General features: G+C 38.5%; 16 protein-coding genes. 14 read left to right on the top strand and 2 right to left on the bottom strand.

Translation table 11 applies throughout. The features are described from left to right. Positions 1-16: 16 nt before the first annotated feature. Positions 17-1,303 (top strand): protein kinase domain-containing protein, encoded by a 1,287-nt coding sequence (locus RMZ42_RS05490; RefSeq protein WP_322670445.1) that lies wholly within the window; start codon positions 17-19, stop codon positions 1,301-1,303. Positions 1,304-1,401: 98 nt separating this feature from the next. Here the strand turns inward: RMZ42_RS05490 and RMZ42_RS05485 are convergent, their stop codons facing one another. Continuing rightward, positions 1,402-1,620, bottom strand: a complete 219-nt coding sequence (locus RMZ42_RS05485) for a DUF4327 family protein (RefSeq protein WP_012407469.1) — start codon at positions 1,618-1,620, stop codon at positions 1,402-1,404. Between the two features lie 911 nt (positions 1,621-2,531). Between RMZ42_RS05485 and RMZ42_RS05480 the strand changes: the two genes are divergently transcribed. The 13 genes from RMZ42_RS05480 (at position 2,532) to RMZ42_RS05420 (ending at position 17,693) form a co-directional block, all read left to right on the top strand. Then, positions 2,532-2,957 carry a tetratricopeptide repeat protein gene (locus RMZ42_RS05480; protein ID WP_322670444.1) on the top strand — a complete coding sequence of 142 codons (426 nt, stop codon included), beginning with the start codon at positions 2,532-2,534 and terminating at the stop codon, positions 2,955-2,957. A 58-nt stretch (positions 2,958-3,015) separates the two neighbouring features. Beyond that, on the top strand, positions 3,016-4,005 hold the full coding sequence (gene pseB / locus RMZ42_RS05475; RefSeq protein ID WP_322670443.1) for a UDP-N-acetylglucosamine 4,6-dehydratase (inverting): 990 nt from the start codon (positions 3,016-3,018) through the stop codon (positions 4,003-4,005). After that, positions 3,963-5,168, top strand: coding sequence for a UDP-4-amino-4,6-dideoxy-N-acetyl-beta-L-altrosamine transaminase (pseC, locus tag RMZ42_RS05470; RefSeq protein WP_322670442.1), 1,206 nt, complete (start codon positions 3,963-3,965; stop codon positions 5,166-5,168). Before pseB ends, pseC begins: the two co-directional genes overlap by 43 nt. Then, positions 5,165-5,902, top strand: coding sequence for a glycosyltransferase family protein (locus tag RMZ42_RS05465; RefSeq protein ID WP_322670441.1), 738 nt, complete (start codon positions 5,165-5,167; stop codon positions 5,900-5,902). The genes pseC and RMZ42_RS05465 overlap by 4 nt, the downstream gene beginning before the upstream one ends. Positions 5,903-5,919: 17 nt before the next feature. Then, positions 5,920-7,422, top strand: a complete 1,503-nt coding sequence (pseG, locus tag RMZ42_RS05460; RefSeq protein ID WP_322670440.1) for a UDP-2,4-diacetamido-2,4,6-trideoxy-beta-L-altropyranose hydrolase — start codon at positions 5,920-5,922, stop codon at positions 7,420-7,422. A gap of 12 nt (positions 7,423-7,434) precedes the next feature. Further along, the gene (gene pseI, locus RMZ42_RS05455) at positions 7,435-8,499 is read left to right on the top strand and encodes a pseudaminic acid synthase (protein ID WP_322670439.1); all 1,065 of its coding nucleotides are present in this window, start codon (positions 7,435-7,437) and stop codon (positions 8,497-8,499) included. A gap of 92 nt (positions 8,500-8,591) precedes the next feature. Beyond that, positions 8,592-9,200 (top strand): class I SAM-dependent methyltransferase, encoded by a 609-nt coding sequence (locus tag RMZ42_RS05450; protein WP_322670438.1) that lies wholly within the window; start codon positions 8,592-8,594, stop codon positions 9,198-9,200. Continuing rightward, the gene (locus RMZ42_RS05445; RefSeq protein ID WP_322670437.1) at positions 9,201-10,187 is read left to right on the top strand and encodes a GNAT family N-acetyltransferase; all 987 of its coding nucleotides are present in this window, start codon (positions 9,201-9,203) and stop codon (positions 10,185-10,187) included. Positions 10,188-10,220: 33 nt separating this feature from the next. Further along, a complete protein-coding gene (locus RMZ42_RS05440) occupies positions 10,221-10,931 on the top strand; it encodes a glycosyltransferase family protein (RefSeq protein WP_322670436.1) in 711 nt (236 codons plus the stop codon). A gap of 14 nt (positions 10,932-10,945) precedes the next feature. Further along, on the top strand, positions 10,946-11,917 hold the full coding sequence (locus tag RMZ42_RS05435; RefSeq protein ID WP_322670435.1) for a Gfo/Idh/MocA family oxidoreductase: 972 nt from the start codon (positions 10,946-10,948) through the stop codon (positions 11,915-11,917). Between the two features lie 8 nt (positions 11,918-11,925). Continuing rightward, complete coding sequence (locus RMZ42_RS05430; RefSeq protein WP_322670434.1) at positions 11,926-13,194, top strand: DegT/DnrJ/EryC1/StrS family aminotransferase; 1,269 nt, start codon at positions 11,926-11,928, stop codon at positions 13,192-13,194. Further along, positions 13,191-14,171, top strand: a complete 981-nt coding sequence (locus tag RMZ42_RS05425) for a hypothetical protein (protein ID WP_322670433.1) — start codon at positions 13,191-13,193, stop codon at positions 14,169-14,171. The genes RMZ42_RS05430 and RMZ42_RS05425 overlap by 4 nt, the downstream gene beginning before the upstream one ends. A 69-nt stretch (positions 14,172-14,240) precedes the next feature. Then, a complete protein-coding gene (locus RMZ42_RS05420; RefSeq protein WP_322670432.1) occupies positions 14,241-17,693 on the top strand; it encodes a hypothetical protein in 3,453 nt (1,150 codons plus the stop codon). A 109-nt stretch (positions 17,694-17,802) separates the two neighbouring features. Here the strand turns inward: RMZ42_RS05420 and RMZ42_RS05415 are convergent, their stop codons facing one another. After that, positions 17,803-20,022, bottom strand: coding sequence for a tetratricopeptide repeat protein (locus RMZ42_RS05415; protein WP_322670431.1), 2,220 nt, complete (start codon positions 20,020-20,022; stop codon positions 17,803-17,805). Positions 20,023-20,206 lie beyond the last annotated feature (184 nt).

Below are 20,206 nucleotides of genomic sequence, written 5' to 3'. Positions count from 1 at the left end.
CCTTATAGGTTACATTGTGGTTAGTCTGACCCTGTTAGAACCGCAACAGAAAACGCCCCTCCAGCAGTGGAGCTTTGAGAACTCCTCCATAATTCGGATTGGTCGAGCGGCAGATAATCACGTTGTTTTAAATGATAGTTTAGTTTCGCGGCATCATCTAGAACTAAGAAAAGTCGGTGATGCTAGCAATGGCGATGCTTGGCAGCTGATTAGTCAGGGTACAAATGGGACTTTTCTCAACGGTATCCTTGTACTTCAGAGTCCGTTACCAGATAATTCCCTTTTGCAATTGGCACAGGGAGGCCCAATATTGCAATTCCAAATTCAGCAGGTAACAGTACTGGAAACTGGTTTGCGATCGCAGCAACAAATACAAGGGACAGAAGAAAACGCCGCTGAGACACTTTACTCAGCAAAAAATCTGGCAAATTTATCTTCTACTTGCACGCACGAAGGCAATTCTCCAAACAATCTGTTTTGCATCCACTGCGGTCAACCTCTCTCAGTCCAACAGAGAATTCGCCATTATCAGGTGTTGCGAACTCTCGGACAAGGAGGTATGGGTACTACCTATCTGGCTTGGGATGAGGCTGGTGTGATTGCGGGTGTGCCACAACTGCTGGTGTTGAAGCAAATGAATGCTGATATGCTAAAAATTGTCAAAGCTCAAGAGCTATTTGAGCGAGAGGCGCATACTCTCAAATCCCTTAACCATCCTGGAATTCCCAAGTATTACGACTTCTTTGTAGAAAACGGAAAAAAATACTTGGCAATGGAACTAATCCACGGACAAGATTTGGAGAAACGTGTCTATACCACTGGCCCAGTGACACCAAACCAAGCGATCGCTTGGATGATCCAAACCTGTGATATTTTAGACTATCTTCATAGCCAAGAGCCTCCACTGATTCACCGCGATATCAAACCCGCCAATTTAATGGTGCGAAGTTCAGAAAATCGTATAGTGGTGCTAGATTTTGGCGCAGTTAAGGAAATTGGCACAGCACCCGGTACTCGAATTGGTGCAGAAGGTTACTGCGCTCCCGAACAAGAAAGAGGACAACCTTTGACTCAATCTGATTTGTATGCAATTGGGCCAACGCTGATTTTTCTGCTCACAGGCGAAAACCCGTTCAAGTATTACCGCCAACGAGGGCGAAACTTCAGGTTTGATGTGGCAAAAGTTCCCACCATTAGTTCCCAATTAAGAGATGTTATCGATCGGGTTACAGAACCATTGCCACGCGATCGCTATCAAAATGCAAAAGAATTGGCTGCGGCTTTAGCTTCCTGCAAAGTTTAGAGAATCGGGAGTATGTAGAGACGCTATTAATCGCGTCTAGGGAGTAATGAATATTAACAATTTCTATTCCCTATGCCCTATTCTCTATGCTTTATTCCCTACTCTTCATCCCAAGTTTCTACAGCGAGCAATTCACTAACTGGGTCTTGCATACTAAAGCCAAAGTCAAGCAGTTCTTGTTTCCAGTGCTGCCATTCATTACCATAGAGCAGAGCGATTTTCCAGATGCTATCGCTTGGCTTGATAATATTCGATTCTATGAGTGATTGCACGTTGCGCTGCAATTTCACCATTGGGTGAATCACTTGCTGAGTCATAACCTCGATTGAATTCTGAATTTTGTGGGTAAATGCTTAATTAAAACTGCTTCCCATTCTGCAATTGTTGCCGGCCCGTAGAGTGGTTTAATTTGGTAAAGCTAGTCTTAACTTTTTAACTATACCATAACAAACTCTACTAAGTTACTGATAAATTCGGTTTTGTACGGTAATTACCACCAGAAAATCCCAATTTTACCAAGCAGTCCTTAAACTTTTCGCAGAAGTCAGACAAAAGTTTTGGGAGAAGGAGTAAGGGATGCTTATGTTTACCCTTTTTCCTTTAACTTTTGCCCCTTTTGTTTTTCCTCTTTACGTTTACCTTTTTTCCGCAACAGTGCAACACTACCTTTCGTAAGATATCTATTGTGGACGCCGAGCAGAATAATTAGTCCTCAGGGAAGTTCCACTAAGTAGTGTGACTGAGGAGTACTAGGAAAATTCTGTTTGTTTAAATTAAGAAAAATATGCTTGCTTGTTGCACTAGCTATAGGATACGAGCTACTTTGAAGGTTTTTGACCGACTGGGAAATTTGCAATTGAGTAGAAATGGTCTACTCTTTCTGTTGATTTAAATGTTATTTAGATTATCGCAAACATCTGGCTTTAGGCGAAATAATTGTAAATCTTTATATAATTTTTATGTTTTGTTTAGAGAATAAGACCTGTTAGGGCACAGGGTAGGGTTTTGCTTTGAGGTATAGGAGCGATGCCTACGGCGGTAAACTACGCATGGCAAAATTGTTGCTACAACATAGGTTTACCATAAGGTTGTCTCGTTTTCAGAGTCAGCATTTGAAGTTTGTGTAAAAAATTTTTAGCGCGGATGTTATTTTCTGTTGAGCAAATGGGTATCCTCAGAACGGAGGCTTGCTGATACTTAAGTGTTTACCGCAGCAAGTATGTGAGACATGGCTGGTTCAGACGAAGAATACCTAATTAACCGCAAAAAGCAGATTCAGCGGCGACAAAAGATTCTCACGATAGTGTCGATGTTCTCGTTTTTTGGTTCTACGTTATTTGCAGTCGTTCCAGCAATCCAACAGGCTACCCAACCTAAGCCAGCAACTGCGTCTGCTTCTCCTGAGTCAGGATTACAGCAACAGGCGCAGGGCTACGAGTTGGTTTTACAACGGGAACCAGAAAACCAACTTGCTTTAGAGAAATTGTCTTTGCTGCGGTTGCAATTGAAAGATTATAAAGGTGCGATAGAACCTTTGGAGAAGTTGGTGAAGTTGCACCCTGAGCGGCAAGATTACAAAGTTGTATTAGAGAAGATTAAAAAACAAGAGGGGAATGGCGATCGCAGCACAAACAACCCGCCAAAATCTAAGTAACAATTTCACTTAAATATTTTTGGAAGATCATAATTTTAAGATTACAAATAAATACAAGATGTTTAATGGCAAATCGATTTTAATCACTGGTGGTACAGGCTCCTTCGGCAAACAATTTGTGAAAACGGTTCTCAGCCGATATCAGCCTCAGAAAGTCATAGTTTATTCACGGGATGAACTGAAGCAGTATGAGATGGCTCAGGAGTTTAACGCACCTGTGATGCGCTATTTTATTGGAGATGTGCGCGATCGCGATCGTTTGCATATGGCAATGAGAGGTGTAGATTATGTTATTCATGCTGCGGCACTCAAGCATATTCCTGCTGCTGAATACAACCCAATGGAATGTATTAAAACTAATATTCACGGTGCAAATAATGTCATTGATGTTGCCATTGAGCAAGAAGTAGAAAAAGTAATTGCTCTATCAACAGATAAGGCAGTTAATCCAATTAATCTCTATGGCGCAACCAAGCTAGCTGCGGATAAACTTTTTGTTGCAGCTAATAACATTGTTGGGTCAATGAAAACTCGCTTTGCTGTAGTTCGCTACGGTAATGTTGTTGGTTCAAGAGGCTCAGTTGTACCCTTCTTTCAAAAACTGATTCAGGAAAAATCCGCCGAAATTCCCATTACAGATCCACGTATGACCCGCTTTTGGATTACCCTACAACATGCTGTAGGTTTAGTTTTTAATAGCTTTGAAAGAATGCACGGTGGAGAAATATTTGTCCCCAAGATTCCTTCAATGAAAATTACTGATTTAGCTGAAACACTCGCACCAGGAGTTCCAATTAAAATTGTTGGTATTAGACCAGGAGAGAAACTACATGAAGCTATGTTTTGTTCTGAAGCTTCACATTTAGCCTTGGAGTTTGCGGATCATTATGTAATTAGACCAACTATTGAATATGCCTATTCTATTGATTACACCTGCAATGCTTTAGGTGAAAAAGGAGTCCCTGTGGCAGAAGGGTTTGAGTATAGCTCAGAGATAAATACAGAATGGCTAAAAGGTTTCCAATTATTGGATATGTTGAAGCAATGAGTGACTACATTCCCTATGGGCGGCAAGATATTAATCAAGAAGATATTGATGCTGTAATTGAAGTTTTGCACTCAAACTGGATTACTCAAGGCCCAGTGATAGAGAGGTTTGAACAAGCGGTTGCTAACTATTGTGGGGCAAAATATGCTGTAGCGGTTTCCAGTGCCACAGCTGCATTACATATTGCTTGTCTTGCAGCTGATTTAGGGCAAGGAGACGTTCTTTGGACATCACCAAATACCTTTGTTGCCTCAGCTAATTGTGGACTTTATTGTAATGCCAAAGTAGATTTTATTGATATTGATTCAAATACCTATAATTTAAGCGTAGATGAATTAGAAAGTAAGTTAGCTGAGGCAGAAGATCAAGGGTGCCTGCCAAAAGTATTAATACCTGTGCATTTTGCAGGGCAATCTTGTGAAATGGAGAAAATTGCCGCTTTATCGCAGCAATATGGTTTCAAAATTATTGAAGATGCTTCTCATGCAATCGGGGGAACCTATCAGAGACAATCTGTTGGTTCTTGTCAATTTTCTGATATGACAGTTTTTAGCTTTCATCCAGTCAAGATTATCACGACTGGCGAAGGCGGTATGGTGCTAACAAATCAGGAGGAATTGTATCAAAGATTAATTAGATTAAGAAGTCATGGCATAACTCGCAATCCAGATTTCATGCAAGGAGAATCTCATGGATCTTGGTATTATCAGCAACTTGAATTAGGTTTCAACTATCGGATAACAGATATTCAAGCAGCATTAGGCGCTAGTCAGATGCAAAGACTAGATGAATTTGTAGAACGTCGCTGGTTTTTAGCTAACCGCTATAATCAACTACTGCAAGATTTACCATTAATGCTGCCGTGGCAACATCCAGATACTTATTCTAGCTGGCATCTTTATGTGATTCGGCTCAAACTGGATAAGATTAATAAAACTCATCGGCAGGTATTTGAAGAACTTCGCGGTGCAGGAATTGGTGTGAGTTTGCACTATATTCCAGTTCATATACAGCCTTATTACCAAAAATTCGGTTTTAAATTAGGACACTTTCCACAAGTAGAAAAGTATTACAAAGAAGCTATTAGTATTCCAATATTTTATGGACTAGATGAAGAGAGTCAAGATAGGGTAGTAGCTTCGTTAAAAGAGAGGCTGATATGAAAACTGTAATTATTGTTCAGACAAGAATGACTTCAACTCGGCTTCCCAGAAAAGTACTCAAAAAGGTATTGGATAAGCCTTTATTAGAATACCAGATTGAGAGACTAAAGCGAGTAAAGCTGGCTGATGAAATTATGATTGCTACTACAACCAATAGTGCAGATTTGTCAATCATTGAACTTTGCGATCGCCTTTCAATACCGTATTTTCGAGGCTCTGAAGAAGACGTATTAGCCAGATACTATGGAGCAGCCAAAGAACATCAAGCAGATGTAGTAGTTCGCGTTACTTCTGATTGTCCGCTAATTGATCCACAAGTGATTGACAAGGTAATTCAATTTTATATTAATTATAAATATGAATATGATTATGTTTCTAACTCTTTAGAGAGAAGTTATCCACGAGGAATGGATACTGAAGTTTTTTCATTTTTAGCATTACATCAGGCGTTTGTAGAAGCAACAGCACAATCTGACCGAGAGCATGTTACTCCATTTATTTATATGCACCCTGAACGTTATCGATTAGCTCAGGTAGTTTATTCAGAAAATGAAAGTTCACATCGTTGGACAGTTGATACAGCAGATGATTTTGAACTGATCAAAAGAATTATTGAAGCACTTTATCCTGAAATTCCAAAATTTACTCTTGAGGATTGTTTGGATTTACTCAGAAAGTATCCTGATTGGTCACGAATTAACGCACACGTAGAACAAAAGAAATATGCTGTATAACTATTAATTTATCAAAAATGAAGCTATTTATCCGGGTAGATGCATCAACACAAATAGGTACAGGTCATGTAATGCGTTGTCTAGCTTTAGCCCAGGCTTGGCAAGATGCAGGTGGTCAAGTAATTTTTGTGATGGCGACGGAAGTACCAGATTTAATAACTCGGTTAAAGGCAGAAAGAATGGAAGTTATCTACCTGCCGATTGAGATTGGAAGTGCTGAAGATGCAGAAGAAATAGCGAAAATGGCACGCCATTTTGATGCTAATTGGGTTGTGGTAGATGGCTACCACTTTGGTGCTAAGTATCAAGAAATCATCAAGGAATCTGAGCTAAAACTTTTATTCATTGATGATTATGGACACGCAAAACAGTACCACGCGGACATTGTTTTAAATCAAAATATTCATGCTTGTGAGGGATTATACAGGAATAGACAGCCATATACCAAACTGTTACTTGGTACAAGTTATAGCCTTTTGCGGCGGGAATTTTGGCAGTGGCGGGGATGGCAGCGATCGCTCCCTCTGATAGCTAAGAAGTTACTAGTTACACTAGGCGGTGCAGATCCAGATAATGTAACTCTCAAGGTGATTCAAGGATTACAACAAGTAGAAATAGAAGGGCTAGAAGCAGTTGTTGTAGTTGGAGGAAGTAATCCGCATTATGAGCAGCTGCGATCGGCTAGTCAGGAGTCCAGGTTTACTATTCACCTGAAAAGGAATGTAACGGATATGTCCGATCTTATGTCTTGGGCTGATGTGGCAGTGACCCCTGGTGGTAGCACTTGTTGGGAACTGGCTTTTATGGGTTTGCCTAGTGTAATGGTAATTTTGGCAGATAACCAACGGGCGATTGCCGAAAAACTAGAGGCAATGGGAGTAGTTGTCAATTTGGGATGGCATGAGAATGTTTCTGCTGTTGAAATAGCAGCGGCAGTAACGCAATTACTGATAACTGCTGAAAGGCGGGAAAAAATGACTAGATGTAGCCAAGAATTAGTGGATGGTCAAGGAAGCAGTCGAGTTTTGTGCTATTTAAAAGATAACTTTTTTCAATTGCGCTCGGTGCAGCAAGATGATTGTCGGCTGTTATGGGAATGGTCAAACGCTCCAGAAGTACGTGCGCTTTCTTTTTCTTCAAAGTCTATACTTTGGGAAAATCATGTTCAATGGTTTAAATCTAAATTGATTAACCCTAATTGTATCTTTTACATTGCCATTAACAATAATAATGTACCTATTGGACAGATTCGATATGACATAGAAAATTATGAAGCTACTGTTTCCATGAGTATTGACCCAACGTTTCGTAATCAGGGTTATGGCAGTAGCTTAATTAAATTAGCTTGTAAACAAATATTTTCTGATTACAATATTACTAGAATTAATGCCTACATAAAACCAAGTAATCATGCATCTGTTAAGGCATTTTCCAAAGCGGGTTTTAAGAGTATGGGAATAACTACACTGCAAGGAAATCAAGCAATCCTTCTAATCATAGACAAGTGTAAATTTGATTAATTGAGAGAGTAAATGCGAGAAATTAACATTGCAGATAGAATAATCGGTGCTAGTCATCTCCCCTTCGTAGTTGCTGAAATTTCCGGCAATCATAACCAATCTTTAGAAAGAGCTTTAGATATCGTTGAAGCAGCTGCTAAAGCCGGGGTACATGCAATTAAAGTTCAGACTTATACTGCTGATACAATGACCTTAGACATAAATGAGGGTGATTTTTACATTAATTCCCCTAATAGTCTATGGCATGGGAAATCTCTGTATCAGCTATATCAGCAGGCTTACACACCTTGGGAATGGCACAAACCTATTTTTGAGCGTTGCGAGGAACTAGGAATAATTGGGTTTAGCACTCCTTTTGATGCTACCTCTGTAGATTTTCTCGTATCTTTAAATGTACCTTGCTACAAAATCGCCTCTTTTGAAAATACCGATTTACCTCTAATTCGCAAAGTTGCCAGCACAGGTAAACCGATGATTATTTCTACTGGTATGGCAACAATTTCTGAGTTGGATGAAACTGTTCGGACAGCACAAGAAGCTGGATGTCAAGATTTAATATTACTCAAATGTACTAGTAGCTATCCTGCCACACCAGAAAATACTAACCTGTTAACTATTCCTCAAATGCGTGAGTTGTTTAATGTGCAGGTAGGGTTATCCGATCACACAATGGGTATTGGAGTTGCTGTTGCTAGTGTTGCTTTAGGAGCTACATTAATTGAGAAGCACTTTACTCTGTGTCGCGCTGATGGTGGAGTCGATTCAGCCTTTTCAATGGAACCAGCAGAGATGCAGCAATTAGTAATAGAATCGCAAATAGCTTGGCAAGCTTTGGGCAGTATAAAATATGGAGCCACTGAGGCTGAAAAAGAATCATTGCTTTATCGGCGATCGCTCTACGTTGCCAAAGATATGAAAGCCGGAGAGATTCTCACTCCAGAAAACCTAAAAGCAGTACGTCCAGGTTTAGGATTACCGCCCAGCTTTTTCGACATTGTTATCGGTAAAGCAGTTAATCAAAATATCAAAAAAGGTACGCCTTTTACCTGGAAACTAGTATTAGCAAGTGAGGAATAGAAAGCTCACTAATAGATAGAATAGTGCTAATTTTAGTTATTATCTATATATATGTTTATGTTTAACATTAAAAAGTTAAGGATGAATCGTCAATGAGTGAAGTTAGCACAAGTGTGCAGATATTACGAAAACACTATCAGAATCTTGTAAGGACAAAAGGTGACTCACCTGGTTCTGGACAGTGGGGTTCTATAGATGAATCTCTTGTTAGATATTTAGAACTTATGAAAATTGGAGACCTTAATGGATGTCGAATTTTAGATATAGGATGTAGTATCGGTTATTTTGCAGAATATTTGCAAGAACACAATATTATTTGCCAATATACAGGCATAGATATTGTACCTGAAGCTATTCAAATTGCACGTAAAAAATTTCCAGATATGAAATTCGAGTGTTTAGATATAACTCAAGAAAGTTTAGAAGAAACCTATGATTATGTTTTAGTCTCTGCTGTTTTCAATAATTTTACACCTAACGGTAATATTTTTCTACAAACTTTAATCAAAAAAGCATTCTCTTTATGTGAGAAAGGTCTAGCATTTAATTTTATTTCCTCTTATGTGAATTTTCGACAAGAAACGATGGCTTATTATGAACCAGAGACAGTTTTAAGTTTCTGTATTCAGCAGCTATCGAGAAAAGCCACAATAATTCATCATTACTATCATTGTGATGTTTGTATTTATGTTTACAAGTAAATGAATATTAAAGAATTTGTAATTAATTGGCAGGAAATAGCAAATATTTGGGATGATTTTGTTGAAGATTCTCCTCAAGGAACTGTTTTTGCCAAAACTGAATTTCTCAATTCATTAGGAGTTCCTTTTCAAATTATTACAGTTTATTTTAGACACAAAATAGTTGCAGGTACTGTTATCTTATTTTCTGAAGATTGCAAGCCATTACCTGCTCCTTTCCCTTTCACACCTTATCAAGGACTGTTACTAGCAGACAATTTTGCTAAAACAAATCACAAACGCAATTGTGAAGAATTTTTTATTGTCACTTGGTTCGTAGAAAAACTTATAGAGAAATTTGATAAAATTTCCCTAGCCCATTCATGGCAATTACAAGATATACGACCATTTCAATGGTATAACTACCATACACCTGAAAAAGGAAAGTTTGAAGTTAAACTCAGATATACGGGGATATTAAAATTAACAAAATTTGATAGCTTTGACTTTTATCTCAGTTGCATCCGCGCTGTCAGGCGTCAGGAAATGCGGAAAGCTATCAAGAATAAATTATCTATTCAAGTGTCTGACAATATTCATATTTTAGACAAACTACACAGAGAAGTTTGGGCTAGACAAGGAATAGAACATATAGAAAAAGAATCTTACTTACTTAAAGCAATAACAGAGAAATCTTTAGCCAAAGGATTTGGAATACTGAAAGTATGCTATTTGGATACAATTCCTATTTCTGCAATTTTATTCCTCTTTGATCGTAAGCGTGGTTATTATATGTTTGCTGGGAATAATTCTGAATACAGAGAAAGTGGTGGCTCAACATTGTTACTACTCGATTTAATTGAAGAGTGTTTTAAACGCAACTTGCAAGAAATTGATTTTGTAGGAGTTAATTCTCCAAATAGAGGAGATTACAAACTCAGTTTTAATCCAGAGATTAAGCCTTATTTTGTTACAGATTTTAATAGAGATTTGTATCTATATAAATAAATATAAAATTTGACTGGAGAAGTAACTAAAACTGTGAATCGTGTCATTGCCACAATAGAAGCTCGGATGGGTTCTTCACGCCTTCCTGGTAAAGTCCTCAAGGAAGCAGTGGGTAAACCAATGCTGTTGTTAATGATTGAGCGTATCCGTCGCGCTCGTTATATAGACGAAGTAGTAGTTGCCACAACCACTAATGAAAAGGACGAAGCGATCGCATCCTTATGCAGTGAAAACAATATTCCTTACTTTCGTGGTTCAGAAGAAAATGTATTAGAACGAGTTGTGGAAACTGGGCGACACTATCAAGCAGAAGTTAGTGTCCTTTTAACCGGAGATTGCCCGCTAATTGACCCTTATGTGATTGACCAGCACATTTGTGCCTTTTTTGCAGCTTACCCCCATGTGGATTACGTTGCTAATTGTGAAGTACGTTCATATCCTCATGGGCTGGATCTCATGGTGCTGTCTTGGAAAACACTAGCTCAAACAGTTGATTTTGCCTCCAGCAAACCCTTTCGTGAACATGTTGGTTGGTACATCCGACGACATCCAGAGCTATATCGTCGCTTGGATATGATTGCTCCTCCAGGTTTAAGTAATCCTTTTTTCCGTATTACCCTTGACTATCAAGAAGACTACGATCGCATCAAAGCCATTTTTGAAGCACTTTATCCTCAGAATCCCCAATTTACTACAGTAGACATTCTTCACTATGCCCAACAACAAGGATGGATTGACTCCTAAGAGAGATTAAACTCATGAAAGTGTGTGTCGGTATTATTGGTTTGGGAAAAATTGGGCATCGCTTTGGTATTTCCCCACAAGGCGATCCACTCAGCCATTCCGAAGGGTATGCCCAAATCCCTAACGTAACAGTTGTATTAGGAGTAGATCCAGATCCAGAGGCTTGTAGAAATTTTCAGCAACGTTTTTCCGAAGCACAGGTATACTCCAGTCTGAAAGATGTACCACATGGACTTCACCTCGACGTAGTATCAGTATGTAGTCCTACTCACCTACACGCTCAGGGAGTTATTGCTGCACTCGCTTGGCGATCGCGTGTCATCCTGTGCGAAAAACCCCTTGCAATTAATGCAGCAGAAGCAGAAATGATGCTAGCTGCTTGCTCTGCACAGGGCTGTATTTTGATAACTAACTATTCGCGTCGTTGGACACCAATGCTGCAAGCCTTGAAAAATCTAACGAACCAAGATGATGGCTTAGGAACCCCAATTGGTGCTTGCTTACGCTACAACGGTGGTTTATTGCACAATGGAACCCATTGGATCGATATGTTATTGGCTTTATTCGGATCGGTTGCTTGTACATATCGTCTGGAAAAATTATCTGTTGCTCAAGATGACGCTGGCGAGTCAATTGCACTATCCTGGAACAGCGGATTAACTGCATATTTGATTGCAGTACGTGGAACTGGGTGTTCAATCGGCGAAGGCGAACTCTGGGGAACCAGCGGTATGCTGCGGTATAGCGCCGGGGGACAGCAAGTCACTTGGCAGACAGTTCAACCCAGCCAATGGTCAAGCTTTCAAGAGTTAAGTCAAGCAAAGATCATCTGTGAAGCTGGCTTAAAAGGCCACATTTTGGGGGCTGTCACCGAAGCTGTGCAATTAGCACAAATTGGCGGACAACCAACCTGTTCTGGCGTTGATGGTGTACTTGCTTTACAAGTTGTTGAAATGGCAAGAAACAACAAATTTCTAATTAAGTAGGTAATTTGATGGTTATTACTAGAGAAAAACCGGCTTTGCTTGGAGGTTCCAAAGTTTTTCCAGAGCCATTCCCAAGGTATATCAGTACTAATTTCCAGGAAACTGAGGCCGCGATTCAAGTATTGAAAAGCGGTATTTTATCTGACTATATCGGTGCTGCTGGGCTGTACTTTATGGGTGGCAAACAAGTTCGCACCTTAGAAGAACAATGGGCTAACTACTTTAATGTTCGTCACGCTTTGAGTGTTAACTCTGCTACTAGTGGTTTACATGCCGCTGTGATTGCAGCAGGTGTGAAGTTTGGCGATGAGGTAATTGTGCCGCCACAAACCATGTCAGCAACAGCAACAGCAGTGGTTATGGCAAATGGTACTCCTGTTTTTGTCGATCAAGAGGAGGCCACTTGCTGCATCGATCCAGAAGCTGTTGAAGCTGCTATTGGACCGCGTACAAAAGCAATTATCGCAGTCAATTTGTTTGGGGGTCCAGCCAAACTGTTGCGCTTACGTAAGTTAGCAGATCGACACGGTTTGATTCTAATTGAGGACAATGCTCAAGCACCAGGGGGCCAGCATCAGGGGCGTTGGTTGGGAACAATTGGGCATTTGGGGGTTTTCAGCCTCAATTGTCACAAAACGATCCAGTGTGGTGAAGGGGGAATCGTAGCCACTAATGACGATCGCTTGGCCCGGCGAGTGGCACTAGTACGCAATCACGGGGAGAATGCAATTGAAGCGGAAAATTGGTATGAAGATACTGATATTGTTGGTTACAATTACCGTTTAACTGAACTTCAGGCAGCGATCGCTCAGGTTCAACTCCAACGTTTAGAAGAATTGACACAGCCACGGCTGAAAATTGCTGAAGCTTTAGACCAAGGGTTGTCTGAGTTTAAAGCATTGCGGACGACTAAAGTTGACTCTGGCGATCGCCATGTTTACTATACATATCCCATCTGGATCGATCCACAACAAGCTGGATTGTCGCGGGACAGATTTGTGGAAGCACTTCAAGCAGAAGGATGTCCTGTGACGGGGCGTTACGTGCGTCCCTTATACAGACTACCTCTTTTCCAAAGGCTGCAACAAGAAGGCAAGACAATTGTCAGTCATCCTACAGGTGTCTGTCCCATAGCTGAAAAGACATATAGCGAGACGCTTTTATCTACAACTCTTATGCAAATACCTGGGGGTATTGACTTAGTTGATGGTTTCATAGCTTCCGTGGCTAAAGTCCTCGCTCATGCCGAAGAGTTAAGCCAAGGGCAAGATGAATGAAGATTATTGCGATCGCTCACGACCCAGGTGGTGCAAATGCTGTCGCCGCAACAGTTGCAGCCTTGCGGGTAGCGGGTACACAGGTTGAAGCGTATGCCAAAGGCCCGGCCATCCGTCAATTTCAACGCCTTGAAGTTGCTTGCACGCCAATTTCTGAGGAACACCAAACTCTTTTTAGCAGATTAACAGGAGATATTCTGCTAACAGGAACATCTCAATATAATGAGTTTGAACGTGATGCTATTTTATGGGCGAGGCAAAAGCATATTCCTAGTATTGCGGTCATAGATTATTGGGCAAATTATCGGCAGCGTTTTCAAGCGTTCAACAATCCTAATACGGAACCAACTTTTCCCGATATCATCACAGCTATAGATGAAGTATGTGCCGCAGGAATGCTTGCAGATGGAATACCAGAGAAGCGAATACGCATTGTGGGACAGCCCTATTTTGCTTGGCTAATTGCTAGGCAAAAATCCAAAAAAAGTATTTTCAAACTTCCAGAAAATATTTTCTTTGCTTCTCAACAAAATGCCAATGAAATTGAGATGCTCCGTATCTTAATTAAGGTATTAACTGACTATAAACATTTAAAAAAATTGCTCATCCGGTTTCATCCCCGCCAAGGTAAGTGTCCTAGTTCACTTGATTTGCTAGCAAAATCAAGCTTCCCATTTGCGATTGACGAAAGCCCTAATATACTAGACACACTGCAACAACAGGATATTGTTTTGGGAATTACTTCCATTATTCTAATTGAAGCAGCCTTGATGGGGATACCAACAGGTAGCTTGGTTATGGGTGTGAATGACACGTTAATAACCAAGAAATGGGGATTTACACTTCCCTTAAACACCCCAGAAAAGCTGCAAGAGTTTTTGTATTTTACCGAACATAGGGAAATAGACAAGCAGTTCTTTGAACAGCAATGCAATGCAGATTATCGAGTAGCACAGTTATGTAAAGCCATAATTTAGTTGCTTTGTATCTCCTAATAAATACGGCTTCAAAAAAATTTGTTTTTTATACATTTGGTATTATTAGATATGTCAACAGTTAGATTAGTTATAGTTCAAGGTCCCAATCAAATGTTATATTCTCTTTCTGTCCTTCGTTATCTCGAAGCAACTGGAGAATATAAAGACTGTGAAGATATATTAATATTAGGTGGATATAGAGCCGACCCAAAACTTACAGAAGTTTGCTTACAAATATCTAAAATTTGGAATTTTAAATCAAAAATAATTTTACATGGTTTTGATTATTTATGCCAAGATAATTTTTTAGATTTTGTATCAGCATCAGAATTATTAAAAAGAGTTATCAATCTTCAATCTGTTGATGTTATATTCGTACTCCGCAATTGGCAATTTATCAACGAAGTATTTTTATACGCTTACCCTAGCGCTCGTAAAATATGTTACGGAGAATTAGGCTGGTTAGATTTTAGTAGTACTTTATGGAGTAATTTTTATGGCAGTCCACCTATTAATCCATCGGGTAAGTTTATTCAAATAGATGAGGCATATCCTGTGTTAGTACCTGTGGATGCAGACCATGCTTTTGAACAATGTCCCATTAAGGTTGTTGGAGGTGATTTTTTTAAGTCTGTTATATACGACAGTGCTAAACAGATCCAAGGACTTAGCAATTACTGTGCGTTAATTGTAGAACAACTTGGTAGTTCCATCACCTTTGTCCTAACATCATATGATACAGAGGCAGGATTTATTAAGAGTTACCAAGATGAAATAGAATGTTATTTGTCTTGCGTCTTACCATATACTCAGGAAGATGAAGCTATAGTTGTCAAAGGACATCCCAGGCAAATATACAACCAGTCGGAATTACTGACAAACAAGCTGTGCGAATTGGAACGCAGAGCCTTTGTTGTTTCAGAATTTACCCAAGTTCCTATTGAGTTATTTATTCCTTTTCTTCCAATAAAAAAGGTAATTGCCCCTATGTCTTCAGCTTCTATAACATTGGGATACTTGGGAGCTTCTGAATTGGTTATAGGATTTGGTGAAAACTTAATAAGTAAATATATATTTCCTAAATGCCAGGAAACCATATTGATTGGGCAGTACCAACGAGCATTAGAAGCGAAATATTCATGTAAGCAAAATTGTGAACCAATCAAGTATTTAGAACTTAAAGATAACTTAAAACAATATTATCAACAGCAAATATACATTAATCTATCTGACGATAATTCTACTCAAAGATATGTTGAGGAATTGACCGAAAAAAATGATTTTATTGATAGGGTACTTAGCTTTGAAAAATCTAAAATACAGCATCCAGATATATCTGTATTGCAAGAGTTGCTTGATTTTAGAAACCATCTGTCCGAATTTTTGTTAACAATAGAAGTAAATTTACTTGAAAGATTATACTCTAACAAATTAGGTAAAGCTTATCAAGCACTATTAAATAGTGGCATTAAAAATGAACCATTCACTATTACTGAACAAAACTTTGTGGTTGAAATATTAGATCATCTTGCTAAAGGATTTGATCAACCAAAAGCTATTCAATATTTGCTAGCAGTAATGCTGTACTGCCGCCCTTACCAATTACCTTTAACTTACAACCTGACTCTTATTCCTAATTGGCTACTTAATGACTACTTTCAATTTCTCTTACAACCTCCTCTTTATTTCCAGGATATAGGAGAAGCAAATATTTATTATGAATATCTAAGTATTATTGTAGATTACATACATAATAATACTCTTAATAATCCAGATTCTAAGTTCTGGCAGAGCGTAGGACATAAGTTTACAATTGAGGCTAACTTTATTCCATTGTATTTTAATAAATTTAATTTAAAGGATATATACGAAAAACGCGCTAATATTATAGAATTCTATTTAAAAAAATCTGATTTTCAAATCGACTATAATTTCCCAGAACGCTCCCCAGAACGGCAGAAAATTCGCCTTGGAATACTTGCAAGTCATTTTAGCCCACAAACAGAAACTTTTGCTAGCTTGTCACTGTACAAGAATTTAAATAGAGATTCATTTGAGATTATTATTTTTACCTTACAAACTAGTAATCATCGCTTAGAACGATATTGTGCTGGTCATGCAGATACTTTCGTTCGGCTACCAAATGATCTGCCTAACCAAGTGCAAAGCATTCGGGATGCGGAACTGGATATCTTGTTCATTTCTACTAATGTGACCGCAGTTACACATGCAATTACTTTAATTGCTTTACATCGGCTAGCACGAATACAGATAGTTGACGCAAATTCGCCAGTAACAACAGGAATGCGTCATACAGATTATTACCTTTCAAGTAAACTTTCTGAAATTGAAGATAATCCTCAACAACATTATACAGAAAAGTTAATTACATTAGATAGTCCTCCTCAATGTTTCGATTTTGCAACAGAAGAGAAAATACTTGCTACAACTTCTATTAGCAGAAACAGTTTAGGTATTGCTACAACTGCTGTAGTTTATGTTTCAGGTGCTAATTACTACAAGATAATTCCAGAGCAAGAAGAAACTTGGACAAAGATAATTGCTAACGTAACTAATTCTGTACTATTACTTTATCCATTTAATCCAAACTGGTCATCTTCTTATCCTTCTATTGCTTTCCGTAAGCGTATAGTTACTACTTTTGCTAAATATGGTCTTAGCGAAGATAGGTTGATTATTCTTGAGGCAGCACCGAATCGTGCTGATGTTAAAGAACGTTTGAAAATTGCTGATATATACTTAGATTCTTATCCTTACTCCGGTATGACTTCACTCATTGATCCTTTGGAAGTGGGCTTACCAACCGTGGTAATGGAAGCAGAACCTTCTCGTTCTCGCAAAGGAGCGTCACTTTTGCGAGAACTTGAGATATTTGATTTAATTACCAACAATGAGGAGGCTTATATTGAAGTAGCTGTTGCTTTAGGAAACAGCCGAGAATTATGTAAACAAAAAAGCGCCACAATTAAAGAGAAAATGCTGGGTAATCCCAGGTTTTTGGATAGTCGCTCTTTTTCAGCTAAAATAGGAAACTTATTTCAAAAACTTTTTATTGACTATCTTGCAGATAGCCTAAACGAAACTTTTAGCTTAAGGGATATTAATTTAATTATTTTCCCAGATTGGCATCAATCAGAAGACTTAATAGGTTTTGACTTAGAACGAGTAATTAAAGCTCTTACTAGTTATCCGGCTAGCCAAAACACCACTCTCTTAATTGCTATTACTAATATTTCTCTGGAAGATGCGGAAATTTTTCTATCCAGTGTGCTCATAAGTATTTTGATAAATGATGATATAGATGTTCCTGATAAACTAGAAATTTCGTTGGTAGAGAATTGGAATGATATTCAGTGCCAAGCTTTGCTTCCGCGTTTGAAAGCTCGAATTGTTTTGGAACATGAAAATCAACAAGCACTGACACAGATCAAAGTAGAAAACCTTTTATCCTATGATTTGGATAGTTTTATTACATCAAATTGTGAAATTACATCTATTTAACTAAAGCAGGCTAAATCATTCCTGAGACATAATAACCCTGACTTCTTTAACAAGTCAGGGTTATTTGGTTTTACTTGTCTCACAAACTAAATTAGGATTGCTATTAAGGTCATTTTGCTTCTATGTACCTTTGCCACATCTGTTCGTAAGCTTTTTCCATCTCACGAGTGAATTGTTTACCATTCCACAAGGGTGCTATTTGTCTTGATTGGCGAAGTTTCCAAGAGATTTGCTCTCTTAAGGCTGCATCATTGCCCAAACGCACACCCCACTCTATATACTCTTCATTAGTCCAGGCAATACCTTCTGTGATACCTGCATTCATCATCATGGTATAGCTATTACGCGCTGCAAATTGTTCACCAACTCTTGTCACTAAAGGGATACCCATCCACAATGTTTCTAAGGTTGTTGTCGCTCCGTTGTAGGGAAATGTATCTAATACAATATCAGCAATGCCTAAATTAGCACGATGAACCGACTCTAAATGAACTTGTGGTAAAAATCGTAACCGAGAACAATCTACACCTTCTTCTTCGGCAATTTGGTAAAAGAAGCGTTTAATTGTTTCCTCTTCAGCAAGTCCCTTAATCAGAAAGTAGCTGTTAGCTACTTGTTTAATAATTTGCATTTGCCACTTTGTCGTTTCTGGATGGCGTTTATATCCTCTTTGGGCGCTGAGATAGACAACAGCATCCATAGGAATATCCAAGTCATCGCGGCGGAGAGTTGGTACACCAACTTCAAAACCATCTACTGCTATGTAAGTTTGAGGTAATCGCCAGATTTTCTCTGTATAGTAATTTTGTGCATCATCTGGCAGTACATAAGGATCTGCGATAAAGTAATCAATTGCAGGTATACCTGATGCATCCCATCCCAGCCAAGTTACTTGAATTGGGGCTGGCTTGAGTGCCATCACTTCACTGGTAATATCGAGAGTGATGCTATCAAGGTCAATTAAAATATCAATTTCGTCTTGATATATCTGGTCAGCAATCTCTAGACCATTCATACCTAATTGACGAGGTTTTCCTGCCTGACCTAGATACCACTCTTGGAGATAGTCATTTACTAATGTGTAGTTAACAAAGTAAGTATGAATATCAAATTTATCTCGATCATGATGCTGAAATAACCAGCGAGCTAGCCAACCAACAGAATGATTCCTTAAAGCGTAAGATACATAACCAATTTTTAATTTTTTCGTAGCTCCGTATAATTTTTTGTTATTGGTATTGTTATGACAATAAATTTTTCCTTCTGATTGGGCAAGAGCTTTAATATAAAAGTTAAAAACTTCAGCTACCTGATTATGAATAGCTCGGAAATCTGCAGGAGCATCTTTAATGTGAGGTATCGCAAAAGATGGCGTAAGCAACCGTAATATTCTTCCTTCTTCTAAAGGAATTCGTTCAGCTTTAATAAACTGTTGAAACACAGTTTCTAATTCTTGAGAAGTTGTACATATCTCTTGCCAATACCCCCCTGCTGACATTAGACCTCTTAACAGCAAATGAAGTGCAAAAATTTTGTCAGCCAAACCTTCTGATAAGGAATAACACAATCTAGCTATCTCTATCCCTTGAGAATAATTACGAGCATCTTGATAAAAAGTTGCTAAATGCCGCAAAATTTCTACATTATCTGGTTCCAATCGTAAATGCAAGCTAAGAATAGATGCTGCTAGCATAGGCTGCCGCAAAGTATGACCAATTCGCATAGCAGCGGGAAGCAATATAGAGAAGCATTGATGAGTATCAGGAAAATAAGGAAGACTAGCTTCTATCAAATTTAGATTGACTGGATTTAAGGGTATAATAGTTAAAAACTCTTTTAAAACTTGTATCAATAGTTCGATATCAATTTCTATATCTTCTTTTGCTTTTAAGCTCTCAATTAATCCCCATTTATTCAAATCATCAATTTCTTCAATTTTTTCTAACTTGAGAGAAAGTATAAGGATTTGAAGCAAATTATTTATATAACTAGGATTAATTTCCCGCATATGCTGGCGAATTAACCAAGCTAGAGAATATTCTGCCAGTGTTTCACGCCTTTCAGCTTCTATTTGCAAAATTTGAAATAGTTGATTTGTCCAAATAGGTAACTGTTCTTCATCTGCCTCTGTCATTGGCAGCATCCAAGTCATTTGAGCTTCCGCTTCTTGCCCTTGTAGTAGCATTAATAGTCCTAAATCCCAATAATAGGAGATAGTATTTGGTTCTATCGCTATTGCTTGCTCGTATAATTTGGCTGCTTGCAAATAGTTCTCTTGAATGAAGTATTCTTTAGCCTGAACTTGCCAATTATATATATCAGTAATCATTTTGATTCTTATAGAAAAAGGTATAGGCAATCCAATTGTGAATAAATCACAAAATTGAAATAGAGTGGATAGAAGAATCTACCCACTTCAGAAAATGCGTAATTTAGCTGAATAAAAGTCGTGATGACAATTAAAGTTCTATATCAAGTGTTGTCGGTGAGTAATTTTGATCTACTAACTCACA

Origin of the sequence: Nostoc sp. DedQUE05 (genome assembly GCF_034530955.1) — a bacterium.
Lineage (GTDB): Bacteria > Cyanobacteriota > Cyanobacteriia > Cyanobacteriales > Nostocaceae > Nostoc.
This window is presented reverse-complemented; position numbering and strand designations above follow the sequence as displayed.

Bases quoted from the DNA above. Each gene is read 5' to 3' on its own strand.
- RMZ42_RS05485 (WP_012407469.1), bottom strand. From the start codon at position 1,620: ATGACTCAGCAAGTGATTCACCCAATGGTGAAATTGCAGCGCAACGTG.
- RMZ42_RS05480 (WP_322670444.1), top strand. From the start codon at position 2,532: ATGGCTGGTTCAGACGAAGAATACCTAATTAACCGCAAAAAGCAGATT.
- pseB (WP_322670443.1), top strand. From the start codon at position 3,016: ATGTTTAATGGCAAATCGATTTTAATCACTGGTGGTACAGGCTCCTTC.
- pseC (WP_322670442.1), top strand. From the start codon at position 3,963: ATGGCTAAAAGGTTTCCAATTATTGGATATGTTGAAGCAATGAGTGAC.
- RMZ42_RS05465 (WP_322670441.1), top strand. From the start codon at position 5,165: ATGAAAACTGTAATTATTGTTCAGACAAGAATGACTTCAACTCGGCTT.
- pseG (WP_322670440.1), top strand. From the start codon at position 5,920: ATGAAGCTATTTATCCGGGTAGATGCATCAACACAAATAGGTACAGGT.
- pseI (WP_322670439.1), top strand. From the start codon at position 7,435: ATGCGAGAAATTAACATTGCAGATAGAATAATCGGTGCTAGTCATCTC.
- RMZ42_RS05450 (WP_322670438.1), top strand. From the start codon at position 8,592: ATGAGTGAAGTTAGCACAAGTGTGCAGATATTACGAAAACACTATCAG.
- RMZ42_RS05445 (WP_322670437.1), top strand. From the start codon at position 9,201: ATGAATATTAAAGAATTTGTAATTAATTGGCAGGAAATAGCAAATATT.
- RMZ42_RS05435 (WP_322670435.1), top strand. From the start codon at position 10,946: ATGAAAGTGTGTGTCGGTATTATTGGTTTGGGAAAAATTGGGCATCGC.
- RMZ42_RS05430 (WP_322670434.1), top strand. From the start codon at position 11,926: ATGGTTATTACTAGAGAAAAACCGGCTTTGCTTGGAGGTTCCAAAGTT.
- RMZ42_RS05425 (WP_322670433.1), top strand. From the start codon at position 13,191: ATGAAGATTATTGCGATCGCTCACGACCCAGGTGGTGCAAATGCTGTC.
- RMZ42_RS05420 (WP_322670432.1), top strand. From the start codon at position 14,241: ATGTCAACAGTTAGATTAGTTATAGTTCAAGGTCCCAATCAAATGTTA.
- RMZ42_RS05415 (WP_322670431.1), bottom strand. From the start codon at position 20,022: ATGATTACTGATATATATAATTGGCAAGTTCAGGCTAAAGAATACTTC.